The 16,313-nt window shown below is 71.1% G+C and carries 18 protein-coding genes; 12 read left to right on the top strand and 6 right to left on the bottom strand.

All coding sequences use genetic code 11. The features are described from left to right. Positions 1–60 precede the first annotated feature (60 nt). From KF910_RS05360 to truA, 7 genes are all read left to right on the top strand, one after another. On the top strand, positions 61–1,221 hold the full coding sequence (locus KF910_RS05360) for a polysaccharide biosynthesis/export family protein (protein ID WP_292259366.1): 1,161 nt from the start codon (positions 61–63) through the stop codon (positions 1,219–1,221). Positions 1,222–1,224: 3 nt separating this feature from the next. After that, positions 1,225–1,803, top strand: a complete 579-nt coding sequence (locus KF910_RS05355) for a hypothetical protein (RefSeq protein WP_292259364.1) — start codon at positions 1,225–1,227, stop codon at positions 1,801–1,803. A gap of 48 nt (positions 1,804–1,851) precedes the next feature. Then, entirely contained in the window at positions 1,852–2,265 is a 414-nt protein-coding gene (locus KF910_RS05350; protein ID WP_292259363.1) for an acyl-CoA thioesterase, read from the top strand. A gap of 57 nt (positions 2,266–2,322) precedes the next feature. Then, complete coding sequence (gene def / locus KF910_RS05345) at positions 2,323–2,898, top strand: peptide deformylase (protein WP_292259361.1); 576 nt, start codon at positions 2,323–2,325, stop codon at positions 2,896–2,898. Next, entirely contained in the window at positions 2,898–3,140 is a 243-nt protein-coding gene (locus KF910_RS05340) for a hypothetical protein (protein WP_292259359.1), read from the top strand. The genes def and KF910_RS05340 overlap by 1 nt, the downstream gene beginning before the upstream one ends. 76 nt (positions 3,141–3,216) lie before the next feature. Then, positions 3,217–4,140: a methionyl-tRNA formyltransferase gene (gene fmt / locus KF910_RS05335; RefSeq protein WP_292259358.1), complete on the top strand. Its 924-nt coding sequence runs from the start codon at positions 3,217–3,219 to the stop codon at positions 4,138–4,140. Next, a complete protein-coding gene (gene truA, locus KF910_RS05330) occupies positions 4,140–4,880 on the top strand; it encodes a tRNA pseudouridine(38-40) synthase TruA (RefSeq protein WP_292259356.1) in 741 nt (246 codons plus the stop codon). Before fmt ends, truA begins: the two co-directional genes overlap by 1 nt. Positions 4,881–4,968: 88 nt before the next feature. Here the strand turns inward: truA and KF910_RS05325 are convergent, their stop codons facing one another. After that, positions 4,969–6,036: a mannose-1-phosphate guanylyltransferase gene (locus KF910_RS05325; RefSeq protein ID WP_292259354.1), complete on the bottom strand. Its 1,068-nt coding sequence runs from the start codon at positions 6,034–6,036 to the stop codon at positions 4,969–4,971. 107 nt (positions 6,037–6,143) lie between these two features. On the opposite strand from KF910_RS05325, the gene KF910_RS05320 reads away from it, so the two are divergent. Then, positions 6,144–6,965: a sulfotransferase family protein gene (locus KF910_RS05320; protein WP_292259352.1), complete on the top strand. Its 822-nt coding sequence runs from the start codon at positions 6,144–6,146 to the stop codon at positions 6,963–6,965. A 71-nt stretch (positions 6,966–7,036) separates the two neighbouring features. Here KF910_RS05320 and KF910_RS05315 read toward each other — a convergent pair whose 3' ends face one another. Beyond that, positions 7,037–7,222, bottom strand: a complete 186-nt coding sequence (locus KF910_RS05315; RefSeq protein WP_292259351.1) for a hypothetical protein — start codon at positions 7,220–7,222, stop codon at positions 7,037–7,039. Positions 7,223–7,294: 72 nt separating this feature from the next. Here KF910_RS05315 and argB point away from each other — a divergent pair, with 72 nt between their 5' ends. Genes argB through dapD form a run of 3 tightly spaced genes read left to right on the top strand, consistent with a single transcriptional unit; the run spans position 7,295 to position 9,737 of the window. After that, the gene (gene argB, locus KF910_RS05310) at positions 7,295–8,221 is read left to right on the top strand and encodes an acetylglutamate kinase (protein ID WP_292259350.1); all 927 of its coding nucleotides are present in this window, start codon (positions 7,295–7,297) and stop codon (positions 8,219–8,221) included. After that, entirely contained in the window at positions 8,218–8,880 is a 663-nt protein-coding gene (locus tag KF910_RS05305; RefSeq protein WP_292259349.1) for a pyrimidine 5'-nucleotidase, read from the top strand. Before argB ends, KF910_RS05305 begins: the two co-directional genes overlap by 4 nt. Next, positions 8,877–9,737 carry a 2,3,4,5-tetrahydropyridine-2,6-dicarboxylate N-succinyltransferase gene (gene dapD, locus KF910_RS05300; protein WP_292259348.1) on the top strand — a complete coding sequence of 287 codons (861 nt, stop codon included), beginning with the start codon at positions 8,877–8,879 and terminating at the stop codon, positions 9,735–9,737. Before KF910_RS05305 ends, dapD begins: the two co-directional genes overlap by 4 nt. A gap of 1,024 nt (positions 9,738–10,761) precedes the next feature. Here dapD and KF910_RS05295 read toward each other — a convergent pair. From KF910_RS05295 to ppa, 3 genes are all read right to left on the bottom strand, one after another. Next, positions 10,762–11,745 carry an esterase-like activity of phytase family protein gene (locus KF910_RS05295; protein ID WP_292259347.1) on the bottom strand — a complete coding sequence of 328 codons (984 nt, stop codon included), beginning with the start codon at positions 11,743–11,745 and terminating at the stop codon, positions 10,762–10,764. Then, positions 11,742–13,628: a cobaltochelatase subunit CobT gene (cobT, locus tag KF910_RS05290; protein ID WP_416354681.1), complete on the bottom strand. Its 1,887-nt coding sequence runs from the start codon at positions 13,626–13,628 to the stop codon at positions 11,742–11,744. Before cobT ends, KF910_RS05295 begins: the two co-directional genes overlap by 4 nt. Before the next feature lie 75 nt (positions 13,629–13,703). Continuing rightward, complete coding sequence (gene ppa / locus KF910_RS05285; RefSeq protein WP_292259345.1) at positions 13,704–14,252, bottom strand: inorganic diphosphatase; 549 nt, start codon at positions 14,250–14,252, stop codon at positions 13,704–13,706. A 268-nt stretch (positions 14,253–14,520) separates the two neighbouring features. Between ppa and KF910_RS05280 the strand changes: the two genes are divergently transcribed. Next, a complete protein-coding gene (locus KF910_RS05280; protein WP_292259344.1) occupies positions 14,521–15,207 on the top strand; it encodes a DUF599 domain-containing protein in 687 nt (228 codons plus the stop codon). Between the two features lie 224 nt (positions 15,208–15,431). On the opposite strand, the gene KF910_RS05275 is transcribed toward KF910_RS05280, so the two are convergent. Continuing rightward, positions 15,432–16,265, bottom strand: coding sequence for an N-formylglutamate amidohydrolase (locus KF910_RS05275; RefSeq protein ID WP_292259343.1), 834 nt, complete (start codon positions 16,263–16,265; stop codon positions 15,432–15,434). Positions 16,266–16,313 lie beyond the last annotated feature (48 nt).

The raw sequence follows: 16,313 nt of genomic DNA, 5'->3' as shown, positions 1-16,313 counted from the left end.
CCACTGGCCCCTTGCCCTAAAGCCTATTAAGCAAGGCGGCGTTCGACCTTCAGAGGCGCCATGTCGCGTTCCATCCTGACCCTGATGCTCCTGGCCGCCCTGGGCGGCTGCTCGACCCTGCCGCGCGACGGGCCGTCCAGTCGGGCGATCGACCGCGGCGCCTCGGCTCCCGACGCCATGGGCGGCTACGCCCTGGTGCCTCTGGACTTCGCCCTGACCGAGCGAATCAAAGCCGTCCCGCCCCAGTTTCTGGGCAGTCTGGCCGAGGCCTCCAGCGACGCGCCCCTGGACGTGATCGGCATCGGCGACGCCTTGGCCGTGGCGGTGTTCGAACCCTCCGGCGCCCTGTTCGGCCGCGGCGTGGGCTCGTCCACCGGCGGACCCAGCGTCCAGTCCGGCTCCCAGACCCTGCCGCTGATGGTCGTCGACCGCGACGGCCAGGTGGGCGTGCCCTTCGCCGGACGCGTGCGGGTCGACGGCCTGACCGCGCCCCAGGCCGCCGACGCCATCCGCCGCGCCTTCCAGGGCCGGGTCGGCAATCCCCAGGTCACCGTCTCGGTGGCCCAGAACAACTCCAACACCGTCACCATCCTGGGCGATGTGCGCCAGCCCGGCCGCGCCCCGCTCAGCGCCAACGCCGACCGCATCCTGGATGTCCTGGCCACCGTCGGCGGCCCGACCCGCCCGGCCGACGACATCGTCGTCAACATCCGCCGCGAAGGCCGCACCTATTCGGCCCCCCTGGGCGCCGTCGCCACCGACATGACCGAGAACGTCCGGCTGCGGCGCGACGACATCATCAACCTGGCCTACAAGCCGCGCCGCTACGCCACCTTCGGCGCCCTGGGCGCGGTGCGCCAGCTGGACATGCCGGCCGGCCAGCTCAGCCTGACCGGCGCCCTGGGTTCGGTCGGGGGGCTGAACTCCGGTCTGGCCAACGCCCGCCGGGTCCTGATCTTCCGCTTCGAGCGGCCCGAGACGGCCCAGGCCCTGGGCCTGACCCAGGCCCCCACGGTGCGCGGCGTCCCGGTCGTCTATCAGCTGGACCTGACCGAGGCCTCGGGCTTCTTCATCGCCAACAATTTCATGATCCAGCCGGACGACGTCATCTACGCCCCGCACGCCGGTGCGGCCGAGATGCGGAAATTCTTCGAATTCGTCCAGAGCATCAGCCGCGTGGTCTATGACATCTCGGTCACCAGCGCCCTGAACATCGACTGAGCCATGGCCTGGGGCTCCGGTTCCGGCGGCTGGGGCGGACTGTTCCGCCGCCGCTCGCCCACGGCCTGGTTCGAGGCCGAGGACGACCCCTTCGCAGAGGCCGGTCGCGCCGAGCCCGAGGCCAACGCCCTGACCGCCCTGCTGGACCAGGTCGAGGCCACGGCCCTGTCGGTCTATGCCGAGCACGGCCTGCCCACCCGACGCGGCCATTATCGCAAGGGGCCGCGGGCCAAACGCTGGCGCTGGATCGCCGAACGGGTCAGCCCCGAGGACCGTTTCGCCATGGTCCTGGCCCGCCCGCCCGAGCAGGGCTGGCGTCATGGCGCGCTGGAGGACATCGGCGCCCTGGAGCGCGGCGGCCCCCGCCTGGTCGAGGCGGCGCGCCTGCTGGCCGGGGTCGCCCTGCTGCGGCGGCGGCTGCGCGAGGGGGCGATGTTCGAGGACCTGGCCGCCGCCCTGGCCCTGGGCGCCGACTGGCGGGCTCTCAGCCAGGCCGTGGCCTTCAGTCCGCCGCCCCGTCGGCTGGCCCTGAAGCCGCCCGCCGGCGCAACCCGTTCGCGCCGACCCGATCAGGGCGACTGAACTTCGCCGCGGATTCCGGCTGGACCGAAAATGGTCTAAGCCCCCGCCATGACCGATCCCGCCTCCCTCTCCGACCTGCCCCAAGGCCAGCCCGTCGGCCGCGTCGTGGCCATGCCCGCCGACACCAATCCCGAAGGCGACATCTTCGGCGGCTGGCTGCTGGCCCATATGGACCTGGCCGGCGCCACCCCGGCCTTCGAACGGGCGCAGGGGCGCTGCGTCACCATCGCCCTGGACGGCATGGTCTTCCACCAGCCGGTGGCCGTCGGCGACGAGGTGTCGATCTACGCCCGCATCCTGAAGACCGGCCGCACCTCCATCCGGGTCCATGTCGAGGCCTGGAAACGGTCGCGCAACCGCGCCAGCGCCCCGCCCGTGCGGGTGACCGATGGGGTCTTCACCTATGTCGCCATCGACGCCCAGCGCCGCCCCCGCGACCTGCCGCCCCAGGATGCGGCATAACCCACCGCCCCGCTGGGAAATCTTGACCCCGGACGCGCCGGGCCCTACCTGACCGCCATGGCCATCCGTCGCATCCTGACCATCGACAACGCCGCCGACCTGGCGATCCTGAAGCAGGTCTCCGCTCCCGTCGCCGGGGTGGACGACGCCGTGCGCGCCCTGATGGACGACATGCTGGAGACGATGTACGCCGCCCCCGGCATCGGCCTGGCCGCCGTCCAGATCGGCGAGCTGAAGCGGGTCATCGTCATGGACCTGGGCGACCGCGACGGCGCCTGCGAGGTCGAAGAGGGCGAGGAAGAGACCCCCGAGGCCGCCGAAAAGCGCCGCAACCCGCGCCATTTCGCCAATCCCGAGATTCTCTGGTCCTCGGATGAGATGTTCACCTACGAGGAAGGCTGCCTGTCGATCCCGGAATATTTCGACGCCGTCGAACGCCCGGCCCGGGTCCGCATCCGCTATCTGAACTACGACGGCCAGACCGTCGAGGAAGAGGCCGAGGGCCTCTACGCCGTCTGCATCCAGCACGAGATGGATCACCTGAACGGCGTCCTGTTCATCGACCACCTGTCGCGGCTGAAGCGCGAGCGCGCCGTGGCCAAGGTCAAGAAAAACGCCCGGATGGCCGCCTGATGCGCCCGCGCCGCCGCCGCCACCTCCGCAAGGGTTTCAACCGCGTCATCGACGCCTCGGGCCGCCGCCGCCTGACCCGCGCCGAAAAGGCGGGCGTGGCCTCGGTCGCCACCCTGGTCGGGGTCGGGGTGATCGGCCTGGTCGCCGGCCTGCTGATCGACCGCCTGCTGGATTTCGACGAGGTCCTGGACACCGGCGGCGAGTGGGACGAGGGCGGCGGCGTCTTCACCCGCTGGGACTGAGGCTTCACCAGCGCTCTTGAGGTCGTGACGCGGTCGCTCGCGGCTTGAGGGCGGGACCCCGGTTTTGGATTTGCCAATGCGCCTCGCCTTCATGGGCACCCCCGAATTCGCCGTGCCGTCCCTGGCCGAGCTGATCGCCGCCGGGCACGAAATCGTGGCCGTCTATTCCCAGCCGCCCCGCCCCCGGGGCCGGGGCCAGAAGCTGACCCCCTCGCCCGTCCACGCCTTCGCCGAGACCATGGGCCTGTCGGTCTTCACCCCCCAGACCATGAAGACGCCCGAGGCGGTCGAGATCTTCCAGAGTCTGGATCTGGACGCCGCCTGCGTCGTCGCCTTCGGCCAGATCCTGAAGCGCGAGGTGCTGGAGGCGCCGCGGCTGGGCTGTTTCAACCTGCATGGGTCGCTGCTGCCGCGCTGGCGCGGGGCGGCGCCGATCCAGCGCGCCATCATGGCCGGCGACGCCCAGACCGGGGTCCAGATCATGCGGATGAGCGAGGGTCTGGACGAAGGTCCCGTCCTGCTGGGCGAGGTCATGGCCATCCGGGCCGACGACACGGCCGCGTCCCTGGGCGAACGGATGGCCACGGTGGGCGCCGCCCTGTGGCCCCGCGCCCTGGCCGCCATCGAACGCGGCGCGGCGACCGAAACGCCCCAGGAGGGCGAACCCACCTACGCCCGCAAGATCACCCCGGCCGAGGCCCGGATCGACTGGAACCGCCCGGCGGCCCAGGTGGACGCCCACATCCGAGGCCTGTCGCCCTTCCCCGGCGCCTGGTTCGAGGTTCAGGGCCCTGATGGGCCCAACCGCATCAAGGTCCTGATGTCCGCCATGGCCAACGGCTCGGCCGCGCCTGGAACCGTGCTGGACGACTCCTTGACCGTGGCCTGCGGTTCGGGCGCGGTGCGCCTGGTCCGGGTCCAGCGCGCGGGCAAGTCGGCCCAGGGCGCGGACGAGATGCTGCGCGGCTTCCCCCTCGCGCCGGGAACGGTGCTGGGCTGATGCCGCGCTATCGCGCCACGGTCGAATACGACGGCTCGGCCTACAACGGTTTCCAGGCCCAGGCGGGCCAGCCGACGGTTCAGGGGGCGATCGAGACGGCCATCACCGCCTTCTGCGGCGAGACGGTGCGTATCGCCGCCGCCGGCCGCACCGACACCGGGGTCCACGCCACCGGCCAGGTGGTCAGCTTCGATCTGGACAAGGCCTGGCCCGCGCGCACGGTCATGAACGCCCTGAACGCCCATATGGTCGAACAGGCCACGGCCATCCTGGACTGCGTGGTGGTCGATGACGACTGGCACGCCCGCTTCTCCGCCGTCGGCCGGCGCTATCTGTATCGCATCCTGAACCGGCCCGGCCGCCCGGCCCTGGACCGGGGGCGGGTCTGGCATGTGAAGGGCGATCTGGATGTGGCGGCCATGAACGCGGCGGCCGCCCATCTGGTCGGGCGGCACGACTTCACCACCTTCCGCGACGCCGGCTGTCAGGCCGCCAGCCCGGAAAAGACCCTGGACCTCGCCCATGTCGAGCGCGCGGGCGATGAGGTGCATCTGCATTTCGCGGCGCGCAGCTTCCTGCACCGCCAGGTCCGGTCCATGACCGGCTCCCTGGTCCAGGTCGGCCTGGGCCGCTGGTCGCCCGACGACCTCAAGGGCGCCCTGGACGCCCGCGACCGCGCCGCCTGCGGCCCCGTGGCGCCGTCGGACGGCCTGTATCTGACCGGCGTCGACTACGGCTGAGCCCCTGGGTGGGCCCATAAACGCGTCACCCTCGGGCCTGTCCCGAGGGTGACGAGATGTATTCGGATTGATCCGAACCGATGGTGGCCTACTGCAGGGTCTCGCCCGCCGCCTCGTCCAGGTCGAAGTCCAGACGGCCCGGCGCCACGGCCTTCAGGGTCTCGACCACCCCCTTGACGTCCTGGGCCCGGTTCAGGTCGCAGACCAGGACCGCGTCCTTCTCGACGATGATGGCCAGGTCGCGCACCCCCACGGCGGCGACCACCACGCCTTCGGGCGCGCGGATCAGGCAGTTCTCGCCGTCCACCAGGACCTGGGTTCCGGCCGATCCGGCTCCCGTCGCCGCGATCGCGTCCCAGGCGCCCAGGTCGGACCAGTCGAAATCGACCTCCAGCACGCTGGCCACATCGGTCTTCTCCATGACCGCATAGTCGATCGAGACCTTGGGCGCGGTGCGGAAGTCTTCGTCCAGCACCGTCGCCTCTCCCTCGGGCAGGGCCGCCCGCGCGGCCGCCAGGACGGCCGGGGCGTGGCGCTCCAGCTGCTCCACCAGGGTCGCCGCCGGCACGATGAAATTGCCGCTGTTCCACAGATAGCCCGCGCCGATATAGGCCTCGGCCGTCGCCTCGTCGGGCTTTTCGACAAAGGCCTGGACCGGACTCAGCCCCCGCCCCGACGGCTTGATATAGCCATAGGCCGAAGAGGCCGCGCGGGGCCGGACGCCCAGGGTCACGATCCGCCCCTGGGCCCCGGCGGCGCTCGCCGCCTCGCGCACCGCCCGTCGGAAGGCGTCGTGGTCGGGAATGAAATGGTCCGAGGCGACGAAGGCGGCCACCCCGTCCGGGTCGCGCGCCGCGATCCAGGCCGCCGCCGCCGCCATGGCCGGGGCGGAATCGCGCGGCTCGGGCTCCAGCAGCACCGTGGCCTCGACCCCCAGGTCGGACAGCTGGCGGTCGATCCATCCGGCGTGGGCCGCCCCCGCCACCACGATCAGCCGCCCGGCGCCCGAGGCCAGGGGCGCGCAACGCGCCACCGTCTCCTGGAACAGGGACCGGTCGCCCACCAGGGCCAGGAACTGCTTGGGCCGCGACGGCCGCGACGCCGGCCACAGCCGGGCGCCGGCGCCGCCGCACATGATGACGGGATAAAGGGCCATGCCGCCTTCTACCCGCCTGTGATGTCGGACGAAAGACGATGACGCCCGCCGGTTGCGCCGCCCGCCCGCGTCTGCGATCAGGCGGAACCGGAATCGAGGGAAGGCGCATGACCGATCGCACGGCCTATGTGGTGCTGGGCATGCACCGCAGCGGGACCTCCTCGGTCGCCGGAACCCTGGCCCTGCTGGGCGCCGCCCCGCCCCGCACCCTGATGCGCCCGGCCGAGGACAACCCCAGGGGCTTCTGGGAAAGCGAGGTGGTGACGGCCTTCAACGACCGGCTGCTGGCCGCCGCGGGCTCGTCCTGGGACGACGGGCGCCGTCTGGACCCCGCCCGCCTGTCCGACCCGGCCTGGGCGTCGGAAGCGGCCGGGGTGCTGCACGCCGAGTTCGGCGACGCGGACGCCATCGTCCTGAAGGATCCGCGCCTGTGCCGTTTCTTCCCCTTCTGGCGCCGGGTGCTGCAGGGCGCGGGCTACGCCCCGGTCGTGGTCGCCCCGATCCGCGATCCGCTGGAGGTCGCCGCCAGCCTGAACGCCCGCAACGGCATGGACCCGGCCCGGGCCGTGCGCCTGTGGCTGCGCCATGTGCTGGAGGCCGAACGCGCCGGCCGCGGCCTGCCGCGCCACCTGATGGCCTGGGACGACTTCATCGCCGACTGGCGCGGCCAGGCCGGGCTGATGTCCCAGCGCCTGGGCCGCCCCCTGACGCCGACCCCGGACCAGGCCCAGGCCATCGACGCCTTCCTCAGCCCCGATCTGCGCCGCCAGCGTCCCGGCGCCGCCCGCCCCGCCGCCCTGGCCGCCCGCACCCACGCCGCCCTGCTGGCCCTGGCCCGCCACGGCGAACACCCGGACCTGCACCACGCCCTGGACGCCCTTTCCGCCCAGTTCGACCAGGCCTGCGCCCTGTTCCCCGACGCGGCCTGAAAATCCTCTCCCGCGGGGGAGGGGGACCGCGAAGCGGTGGAGGGGGCCCGGCCGCGGACGCCGTCGCCTGGTCACCCCCCGCCGGTCCGCCCCACCGCCTTGCCCGTGCCTTCGCACACCGGACAGGTCTCTCCGTCCGGCAGCACCGCCGCCCCCTGGCACTCGGGACACAGGGTCGCGTCCACATGCTGCAGGGACGCCGGGTCGGCCGGGTCCGAAGGCGTCAGGTCGCGGTCGTCGATCTCGGTTTCCTTCATCCAGGCTGAACGGCCCGGAACGGCCCCGGTTTCATCGTGACTTCGCCGCGTCCCGGCGCTATCGCACCGGCCATGGAAGAGACCGAACGCCAATCCGACGAACGCGCCTGGGACACGGCCCGGACCCTGGCCGAGGCCCTGCCCTATATCCAGGTCTATGACCGCGAGACCGTGGTCATCAAATACGGCGGCCACGCCATGGGCGAGAGCGCCGTGGCCAGGCAGTTCGCCGCCGATGTGGTGCTGCTGAAACTGATGGGGGTGAACCCGGTCGTCGTCCACGGCGGCGGACCTCAGATCAGCGCCATGCTGGACAAGGCGGGGGTGAAATCCAGCTTCGTCGACGGCCTGCGCGTCACCGACGCCGACACCATGCAGGTGGCCGAGATGGTCCTGTCCGGCGCGGTCAACAAGGAGATCGCCGCCTGGATCACCCATGCGGGCAAGGAGGCTGATGTGCGCGGCGTCGGCCTGTCGGGCAAGGACGCGGGCCTGCTGACGGTCGAAAAGACCCGCCGCACCAAGCGCGATCCCGACAGCATGATCGAGCATGAGGTGGACCTGGGCTTTGTCGGCGAACCGACCCGGGTGGACGCCAAGCTGATCACCCGCCTGATCGAATCCGACGCCGACTGGGTGCCGGTCATCGCCCCCATCGGCGTTTCGGAAGACGGCCAGACCTTCAACGTCAACGCCGACACCGTGGCCGGCGCCGTCGCCGGCGCCCTGGACGCCAAGCGTATGCTGCTGCTGACCGACGTTCCGGGCGTCAGGGGGGCGGACGGCCAGATCATCCGCCAGATGACCCTGGCCGAGGCGCAGGGACTGATCGACACGGGCGTGGCCACCGGCGGCATGATCCCCAAACTTCAGACCGCCATGGCCGCCGTCCGCGCCGGGGTCGAGGCCGTGGTCATCCTGGACGGCCGCCGCCCCCACGCCATGCTGGTCGAGCTGTTCACCGAACACGGCGCGGGCACTCTGGTGAAGGCGTCTTGATCGACCTGTCCCACGTCACCGCCTGGGTGTTCGACATGGACGACACCCTCTACCCGCGCGAGCAGGGGCTGATGGCTCTCGTCCAGGCCCGGATCAACGCCTATGTCGTCGAGGCCGTGGGCCTGGACCCCGACAGCGCCCGGGTGCTGCAGCGCCAGTTCCTGGACGAACACGGAACGACCCTGGCCGGGCTGATGGCCAACTACACCATCGACGCCGACCATTTCCTGCACGAGGTCCACGACGTGCCGATGGATTCGCTTGAGCCGAATCCCCGCCTGGCCGAACAACTTAAGCGCCTGCCGGGCCGCCGCTTCGTCTTCACCAATGGCGCGCGCGACTACGCCCATCGTGTGCTGGCCCGCCTGGGGATCGCCGACTGTTTCGACGGCGTCTTCGCCATCGAGGACGGCGACCTGACGCCCAAGCCCGCCCCCTCCGCCTATCGCCGCATGATCGAACGCTTCGGCTTCGAGCCACGCAGCGCCGTGATGTTCGAGGACACGCCCCGCAACCTGGAGGCCGCCAAGGCCCTGGGCATGGCCACCGTCCTGATCGGCGACGGCCATGGCAAGCCCATCGGCGACCATGTCGACCACATGGCCCCCGACCTGCTGGACTTCCTGACCGCCCTGACCTTTGAAGAGGCCGCCGCATGACCGACATCGCTCGTCTGGATTCCGTCATCGAGACCGCCTGGGAAGACCGGGCGAACATCTCGACCGCCACCCAGGGCGAGGTCCGCCACGCCGTCGATCAGGCCCTGTCCCTGCTGGATTCCGGCCAGGCCCGCGTCGCCTCGCGCGGCGCCGACGGCGTCTGGACGACCCATCAGTGGCTGAAGAAGGCGGTGCTGCTGTCCTTCCGGCTGAACGACAACCACCGCATGGCGGGGCCGGTCGATGTCTTCATGGGGCTCAGCGATCCGACGCCCGGCCCCTATTGGGACAAGGTTCCCGGCAAATGGTCGCGCTGGACCGAGGCCGATTTCGAGAAGGCCGGCTTCCGCGCCGTTCCGGGCGCGGTGGCGCGCCAGGGCGCCTTCATCGGCCGCAACGTCGTCCTGATGCCCAGCTTCGTGAACATCGGGGCCTATGTGGACGAGGGCGCCATGATCGACGCCTGGGCCACGGTCGGCTCCTGCGCCCAGATCGGCAAGAATGTGCACCTGTCCGGCGGCGCCGGCATCGGCGGGGTGCTGGAACCGCTCCAGGCCAATCCGACCATCATCGAGGACGGCTGTTTCATCGGCGCCCGCGCCGAGGTGGCCGAGGGCGTCATCGTCCGCGAAGGCGCCGTCCTGGCCATGGGCGTCTATCTGTCGGCCTCGACCAAGATCATCGACCGTGCGACGCGCGAGGTCTTCCGCGGCGAGGTCCCGGCCTATTCCGTCGTCGTGCCGGGTTCCCTGCCCGACCCGAACGGCGGCCCAAGCCTGTATTGCGCCGTCATCGTCAAGCGGGTGGACGCCCAGACCCGCGCCAAGACCGCCGTGAACGAGCTTCTGCGCGACTGACAGGTCCGCCCCGGCCGGGGGAGGAGGACCGCCACAGGCGGCGGAGGGGACCACCCCACGCGCCCCCTCTCCCATGGGGAGAGGGCTTGAACGCCCAAGAGCCCGTCAGGGCGATTGGACTTGCGTGAAAGGGTGAGGGGTTTCGCTTTCACCGGGCGGGCGTCGTAACCCCTCACCCTTTCGGCTATGCGCATCGCTACGCTCTGCGAGCCTCAAGCCCTCTCCCAACGGGAGAGGGGTCAGGAACGCCAACTGCGCGCGTCAGGGAACTCAACCCCCTGATCCCACCCACAAATCCCCACCGCCAACCCCATCTCGCACGCCTGGGCTGAGAACGGCCCTATACTCCCCTGGTCCCGTCGCATGGGGAGGCCGCGAGGCCAGCGACTTCGCGGCGGCGGGAGCGGAGGAAGCGGGGCTGTGTGTTGTGTCACTCACACACACGGGCCTGCGGTCGTCGGATCGGACAGTCATTGGCGACGGGTCCGGCGACCGAGGGAGGGTCGAGGGGGTTACTCTGGCCGTTCCGGGAGGGGTTCGTTGGACCTCCCCGCCCGCCGCGGGCCACCGGGAGTAGCCGAAAAGATCGGCGCCCGCCCCGAGCTCGTGGAAACCCTCCGCGCGGAGCGTCAGACCTCTCGCCGAACACGGCACTCATACATCCCAGCCGGGCGAAGGCCCGACGCTCCGCCGCCTTCCCATCACTTCGCAGCCTCCGCTGGCGGAGGCGCCGCCAATTCCGCCCTCAAGCCGCGAGCGACCGCGTCGCGAGCATAGGGCAGGCAACAAGCCTTCTCCCCTTGCGGGAGAAGGTGGCAGGCGAAGCCTGACGGATGAGGGGTCTCACGGGCCCTAGACATCATCCGAACGCTCGACGGCAAGGCCGGAGAAACCCCTCATCCGACCCGCTGCGCGGGCCACCTTCTCCCGCAAGGGGAGAAGGACGATGCGTCTCCTCCCCCTCACAAGGGGGGGAGGATATCTCGGGGCCCCAGGCGCTCGGCTTTTTGTCGCGAACTCAGGCTCAGCGCGCCAGGTCGAACGCCAGCAGCAGGGTGCGCTGGGGCGGGTTGCTGTTGTCGTCGGACAGCAGGTAGAGCCGCACCCCGTCGCCCCGCCGTTCGGCCGCGATTCCTTCGAAATTGTCGGTCACGCCCGGCAGTTTCAGTTCGATCAGCACCGGGCCCAGTTCGCCATCGGGCCGCATCCGGCGCACCTGGGCGCGGGCGTCCACCGGCGGGGTGAAGGACCGCTGCACCACATACCAGCCGGCGCCGAACGGATTGGCGTCCATGCCGGTGATGCGGAACTCGCTGTCGGCCAGCAGCCGCTCGGGCGGATCGACCAGGGTGATGCAGCCGTCCCGATTGTTGCAGTTCCACACCCCGCCGCTCTCTCCGGCCACGACCCAGCCGCGGCCGGATGCGGCCATCGCCTCCATGCCGTCGTTCAGCGGGAAGGCGTAGTCGGGCATGGCGGCGGGTGTCGGCCGCGCGGCCGGATCGGCGCCGCGGCCATAGTTCCAGATGCGATGGTCGCGCTCGAAACTGATCAGCAGGTCGCCCGCCTCGGTGAAGGCCAGGCCCTCGGCGTCGCCGTCCGCCTTGTCCACGATCGGATCGCCGCTGCGCAGCGTCAGCCGCCGGTAGCGCAGCCGTTCGACCCCCGTCAGCCGGCCGTCGCCATCCAGCCGGAGTTCGCCCCGCACCAGGTCGCCGGCGTCGGTCACCGAGATGAAGCCGGTCTCGCCGGTCAGCTTCAGGTCCGACAGGCTGTGCAGGGGCGAATCCGGCGCCAGGACGATCTCGATCCCCCCGGCGAAGGCCACCCCCGGCGCCAGGACGGCGCCGCCCGGCAGGCCCAGGCCGACGGCCCGGTTCTCGGCCGCCGCCGCCGTCCACCCGGCCTCGGCGCCGGTCCAGGGCCGCACCCCCGTGGCCGGCCCGCCGGCGCAGGCGGCCAGGGTCAGGCCCAGGGCCAGGCTGACAAATCGGCGAAGCGGGATCATGCGGCGCGTCTCCCCAGGTCACGGCGTTGCGACCGGCCGCGCGGCGCGGAACTTTCCGCATCGAACAGTTCGGCCAGTTTCTCGATCATGGCCCCAGCCAGCTGCTCCACATCGGCCAGCATGACGGCGCGGCGATAGAAGCGGGTCACGTCATGACCGATGCCTATGGCCATCAGTTCGACCGGCGACGCCGGTTCGATCTCGCCGATCACCTGGCGCAGGTGCTTGTCCAGATAGAGGGCGGCGTTGGCCGACTGGGTCGAATCGTCGACCGGCGATCCGTCCGAGATGACCATCAGGATGCGCCTCTGCTCGGACCGGGCCATCAGCCGGTCGTGCGCCCACAACAGGGCCTCGCCGTCGATATTCTCCTTCAGCAGCCCCTCGCGCATCATCAGGCCGAGGTTCTTCTTGGCCCGCCGCCAGGGCGCGTCGGCGGCCTTGTAGATGATGTGGCGCAGGTCGTTCAGGCGGCCGGGGTTGGCCGGCTTCCCGGCCGTGATCCAGGCTTCGCGCGACTGTCCGCCCTTCCAGGCCCGGGTGGTGAAGCCCAGGATCTCGACCTTGACCCCGCACCGCTCCAGCGTCCGCGCCAGGATGTCGGCGCACACCGCCGTGACCATGATCGGCCGCCCGCGCATCGAGCCGGAGTTGTCCAGCAGCAGGGTCACCACCGTGTCGCGGAACGGGCTTTCGCTCTCGGCCTTGAAACTCAGAGGGCTGGTCGGGTCGGTGACGATCCGGGTCAGGCGGGCGGTGTCCAGCACCCCCTCCTCCAGGTCGAACACCCAGCTGCGGTTCTGCTGGGCCATCAGGCGGCGCTGCAGCTTGTTGGCCAGGCGCGCCACCACCGACGACAGGGCCGCCAGCTGCTGGTCCAGCAGGGCGCGCAGCCGCTCCAGCTCCATCGGGTCGCACAGGTCGGCGGCGTCCACCACCTCGTCGAAGGCGGTGGTGAAGACGCGATAGGCGTCGATGGCCCGGCCGTCGTCCACCGTCTGGGTGCGATTGGGCAGGGCGCCTTCGTTCAGCTCGGGCCCGTCCTCGGACGCCTCGCCGTCCGGATCGGCCGGGGCGCCGTCGGGGCGGCTGTCGCGCTCCTGCTCGGACGACTGGTCGTCGGCCGAGCCGTCCATCGACTGTCCGCCCTCGCCGCCGTCCTCCTCTTCCTCGTCCTGATCCTCGGCCGCGTCCGGCTCCTGCGGGTCCGGCTGGTCGTCGCCCTGGTCGTCGGCCGGATCGTCGAAGGCGCCGTCGCCGGGGTCCAGCTCCAGGTCGCGCAGCACATCGCGCAGCTTCAGGGCGAACAGCCCCTGATCGTCCGCCGTCTCGGCCAGGGCGTCCAGGGTACGTCCCGCCTTGCGCTCGATATCGGCCCGCACCAGGTCGACCATGGCGCCCGCCCCGTCCGGCGCCCGGCGGCCCGTCACCCGCTCGGCCAGCATCAGGGCCACCGCCTCGGCCAGGGGAACCTGCTCGGCCTCGTTGGCCCGCAGGGCGCCGGTCTTCTCCAGCCGGGTCAGAAGGGCGGCGTCCAGATTGTCCCGCACCCCCGCCAGGGCGCGGGCGCCCAGGGCCTCGACCCGGGCCTGTTCGACCGCCTCGAACACCTCGGCCGCGCGGCTGTCGGCGGGGCGCAGCCGGGCGTTCAGGGCCGCGTCATGATTGGCCAGCCGCAGGGCCAGCCGGTCCGCCTGGCCGCGCAGGGCCGCGCTTTCGGGCCCGGAGGGGTCGCGCGGCGGATGGGGCAGGGTCAGGACGCCGTCGGTCAGCCGCGGCCCGTCGGACCCGAACACGACCTCCAGCTCCGCCTGTTCCGCCAGCGCCCGCGCGGCGTGGGCCAGGGCGCGCTTGAAGGTTTCGGCGGGGATGTCAGCGGACATGGGGGCAGCCATAGCGGGCGGGCGCCGGAGCGCCAACCTCAAACGCGCGCCTCTCCTGATCGGAGAGGGATGGCGTCAGGCCGCCTCGCCGCGCAGCTTGGCCTCGGCGGCCTTCATGCCCTGAGCGATCAGTTCGGCGGCCTCGCCGGCGTCGGCCCAGCGGTTGACGTCCACCCGCTTGCCCTTTTCCAGGTCCTTGTAGCGGGTGAAGAAATGCTCGATCTGCTCGATCAGGATGGCCGGCAGCTGGCGATAGGAGGCGACGCCAGAATAGAAGGGGTTCAGCTTGTCGACCGGCACGGCCAGGATCTTTTCGTCCTTGCCCGCCTCGTCCTCCATCATCAGGGCGCCGATCGGACGGGCGCGGATGACGCAGCCGGGCACCACCGGAGTCGGGTTGATCACGATCACATCGCACGGGTCGCCATCGTCCGACAGGGTGTGCGGGATGAAGCCGTAGTTGCCCGGATAATACATGGCCGTGTGCAGGAAGCGGTCCACGAACAGGGCGCCGGAGGCCTTGTCCATCTCATACTTCACCGGCAGGCCCCCGGCGGGGATCTCGATGACGACGTTGACGTCCCACGGGGCGTTCGGGCCGACGGGAATGGCGTCGAGGTTCATGACGGGCTCTATTGTGCAACTGCGAAACGGGGAGGCCGCCGTGATAGGCCCGCGCCCGCCCTCAGGCAAGCGGCGCCTCAGTCGGTGAAGGTGATCAGCCCCCAGTTCGCGCCGTCGATGGCCGCTGCCCGACCCCGGGCCGGCAGGATGGCCGCGTTTCGCCAACCCGCCATTGCCGTCCGCCGCCTTCTCCGCAGATCCGAGTCATCTCGCTCCCGCCGTCGCAGCCCCGTCGATCTGGGGCCGGACCGCGTGTATCAAGGTCGGCATGACCGCTCTGGATTGGGCCGCCCTGGTCCTGTTCTTCTTCTGCTGGCTGGGCTACGGCCCGATCCTGGCCCTGATCGCGCGCACGGCCGGGTCGCTGAACGCCGACATGGTGCATGTCCGGCGGGCCTGGATGACGGCCATGACCCACCGCGAGGTGCGGCTGCTGGACAGCCAGCTGATGGGTCACACCATCAACTCGGCCTCCTTCTTCGCCTCGACCAACCTGCTGCTGATCGCGGCGGTGGCCGGCATATTGTTCGGCGGGGAGGCGGCCCTGCGGGGCCTGGCCGCCGTCGGCGCCGAGGAGGTTCCGGTGCGGCTGCTGGAGGGCAAGCTGGCCCTGATCATGGCCTGCCTGGCGCGCGGCCTGCTGGATTTCATCTGGTCGATCCGACAGATGAACTACACCATCGCCCTGATCGGGTCGGCGCCCGAGGTGGCCGAGGGGCCCGACCGCGACGCCTATGGCCAGGCCGTGGCCCAGGTTCTGAACCCCGCCCTGACGGCCTTCAGCCAGGGGGTCCGGGCCTATTATTTCTCGCTGGCCGCCGCCGCCTGGCTGTTCGGGCCCCTGTGGCTGGCGATCGGGGTCGCGGCGGCCTTTTCCCTGATGCTGTGGCGACAGGAGGCCTCGCCCGCCGCCCGCGCCATCCGCGACGCGCGCAGGTTGATCGACAAGGACTGATTTCGCGTCCGCAGCATGATGTTCGGCAAGATCTGACCGGTTGAACGGCGGAAACTCTGCTGACAGCGGTTTTTTGTTACGTTTCGTGACGCGCCGCACACCATATCCGCTTGACGGATTGTGCGCTGCAACCTAGCTTGAATGCGACGCCTCCGGGCGTCATGCCCTTCCTGGGCGTTTCCTCCCTATAGACTTTCCAGCCGCGCCCCCGGGCGCGGCTTTTTTTATCCGCCGACCAGGCCGGCGATCACCTGGTCCAGGGCGGCGCGACAGCGGCCGTAGCCCGCCGACGGCCCCCCCGTGCGCGGATCGACATAGAGCGAGCGGCTGATCTCGACCTGCACCGCCTCGTATCCCGCCTCGGGCCGGCCCCACAGGCGGGTGGAATAGCCCCCGGCATAGGGATGATTCAGCGCCACCTTCAGGCCCTGGCGCTCGAACAGGGTCCGCAGGGTGCGGGTCAGCGCGCGCCCGCAGCTGCTTCCGTGCCGGTCGCCCAGCACCACATCGGCCTGGCCCGCCCGTCCGGGCATGGAATGCCAGTCCACCAGCACGGCGCGCCCGTGACGGCCACGCGCCGCCTGCATCAGCCCGCCCAAGGCCGCGTGATAGGGGCCGTGCACCCGCGCCACCCGCCGCTCGACCTCGGCCCGGTCCAGGCGGCGGATGTAAAGCGGCCGGCCCCCGCCTGTCAGCCGATGCACGACGCCATAGCCGGCGGCGGCCTTGGCCCCGCCCGTCTCGAACCCGGGCGGCGGCGCGTCGACCAGTTGCGGGTCCCACTCGTCCGGCCCCCGGTTCAGATCCAGATAGGCCCGGCCGATCAGGCCCCGGATCAGCGGCGCCCCATGCCGGGGCCCCGCCTCCACCAGCCGGTCCATCCAGAGGTCGTTGGCGCTGGCCAGATCCCCCGGGGCCAGGTCCGGATCGGCGCCCATGTCCGCCGGCAGGCGCTCGCCCGAATGGGGCGAGGCGAAGACGAACGGCCCCGCATCGCCCGACGCCGGCGTCACCGCGAAGGCCGGCTCGGTTCCAGTCGCATCATCCGGGGCGTCCATGGCGCTTCATACCCGGTTTGCCGCCGCCGCGAAGTCGCCGCGACGGTG

It is taken from the genome of Brevundimonas sp., assembly GCF_019636155.1.
In the GTDB taxonomy this organism is placed as follows: domain Bacteria; phylum Pseudomonadota; class Alphaproteobacteria; order Caulobacterales; family Caulobacteraceae; genus Brevundimonas.
Note: the sequence above shows the minus strand (reverse complement) of the source record. Positions and strands in the feature narration are given on the sequence as shown.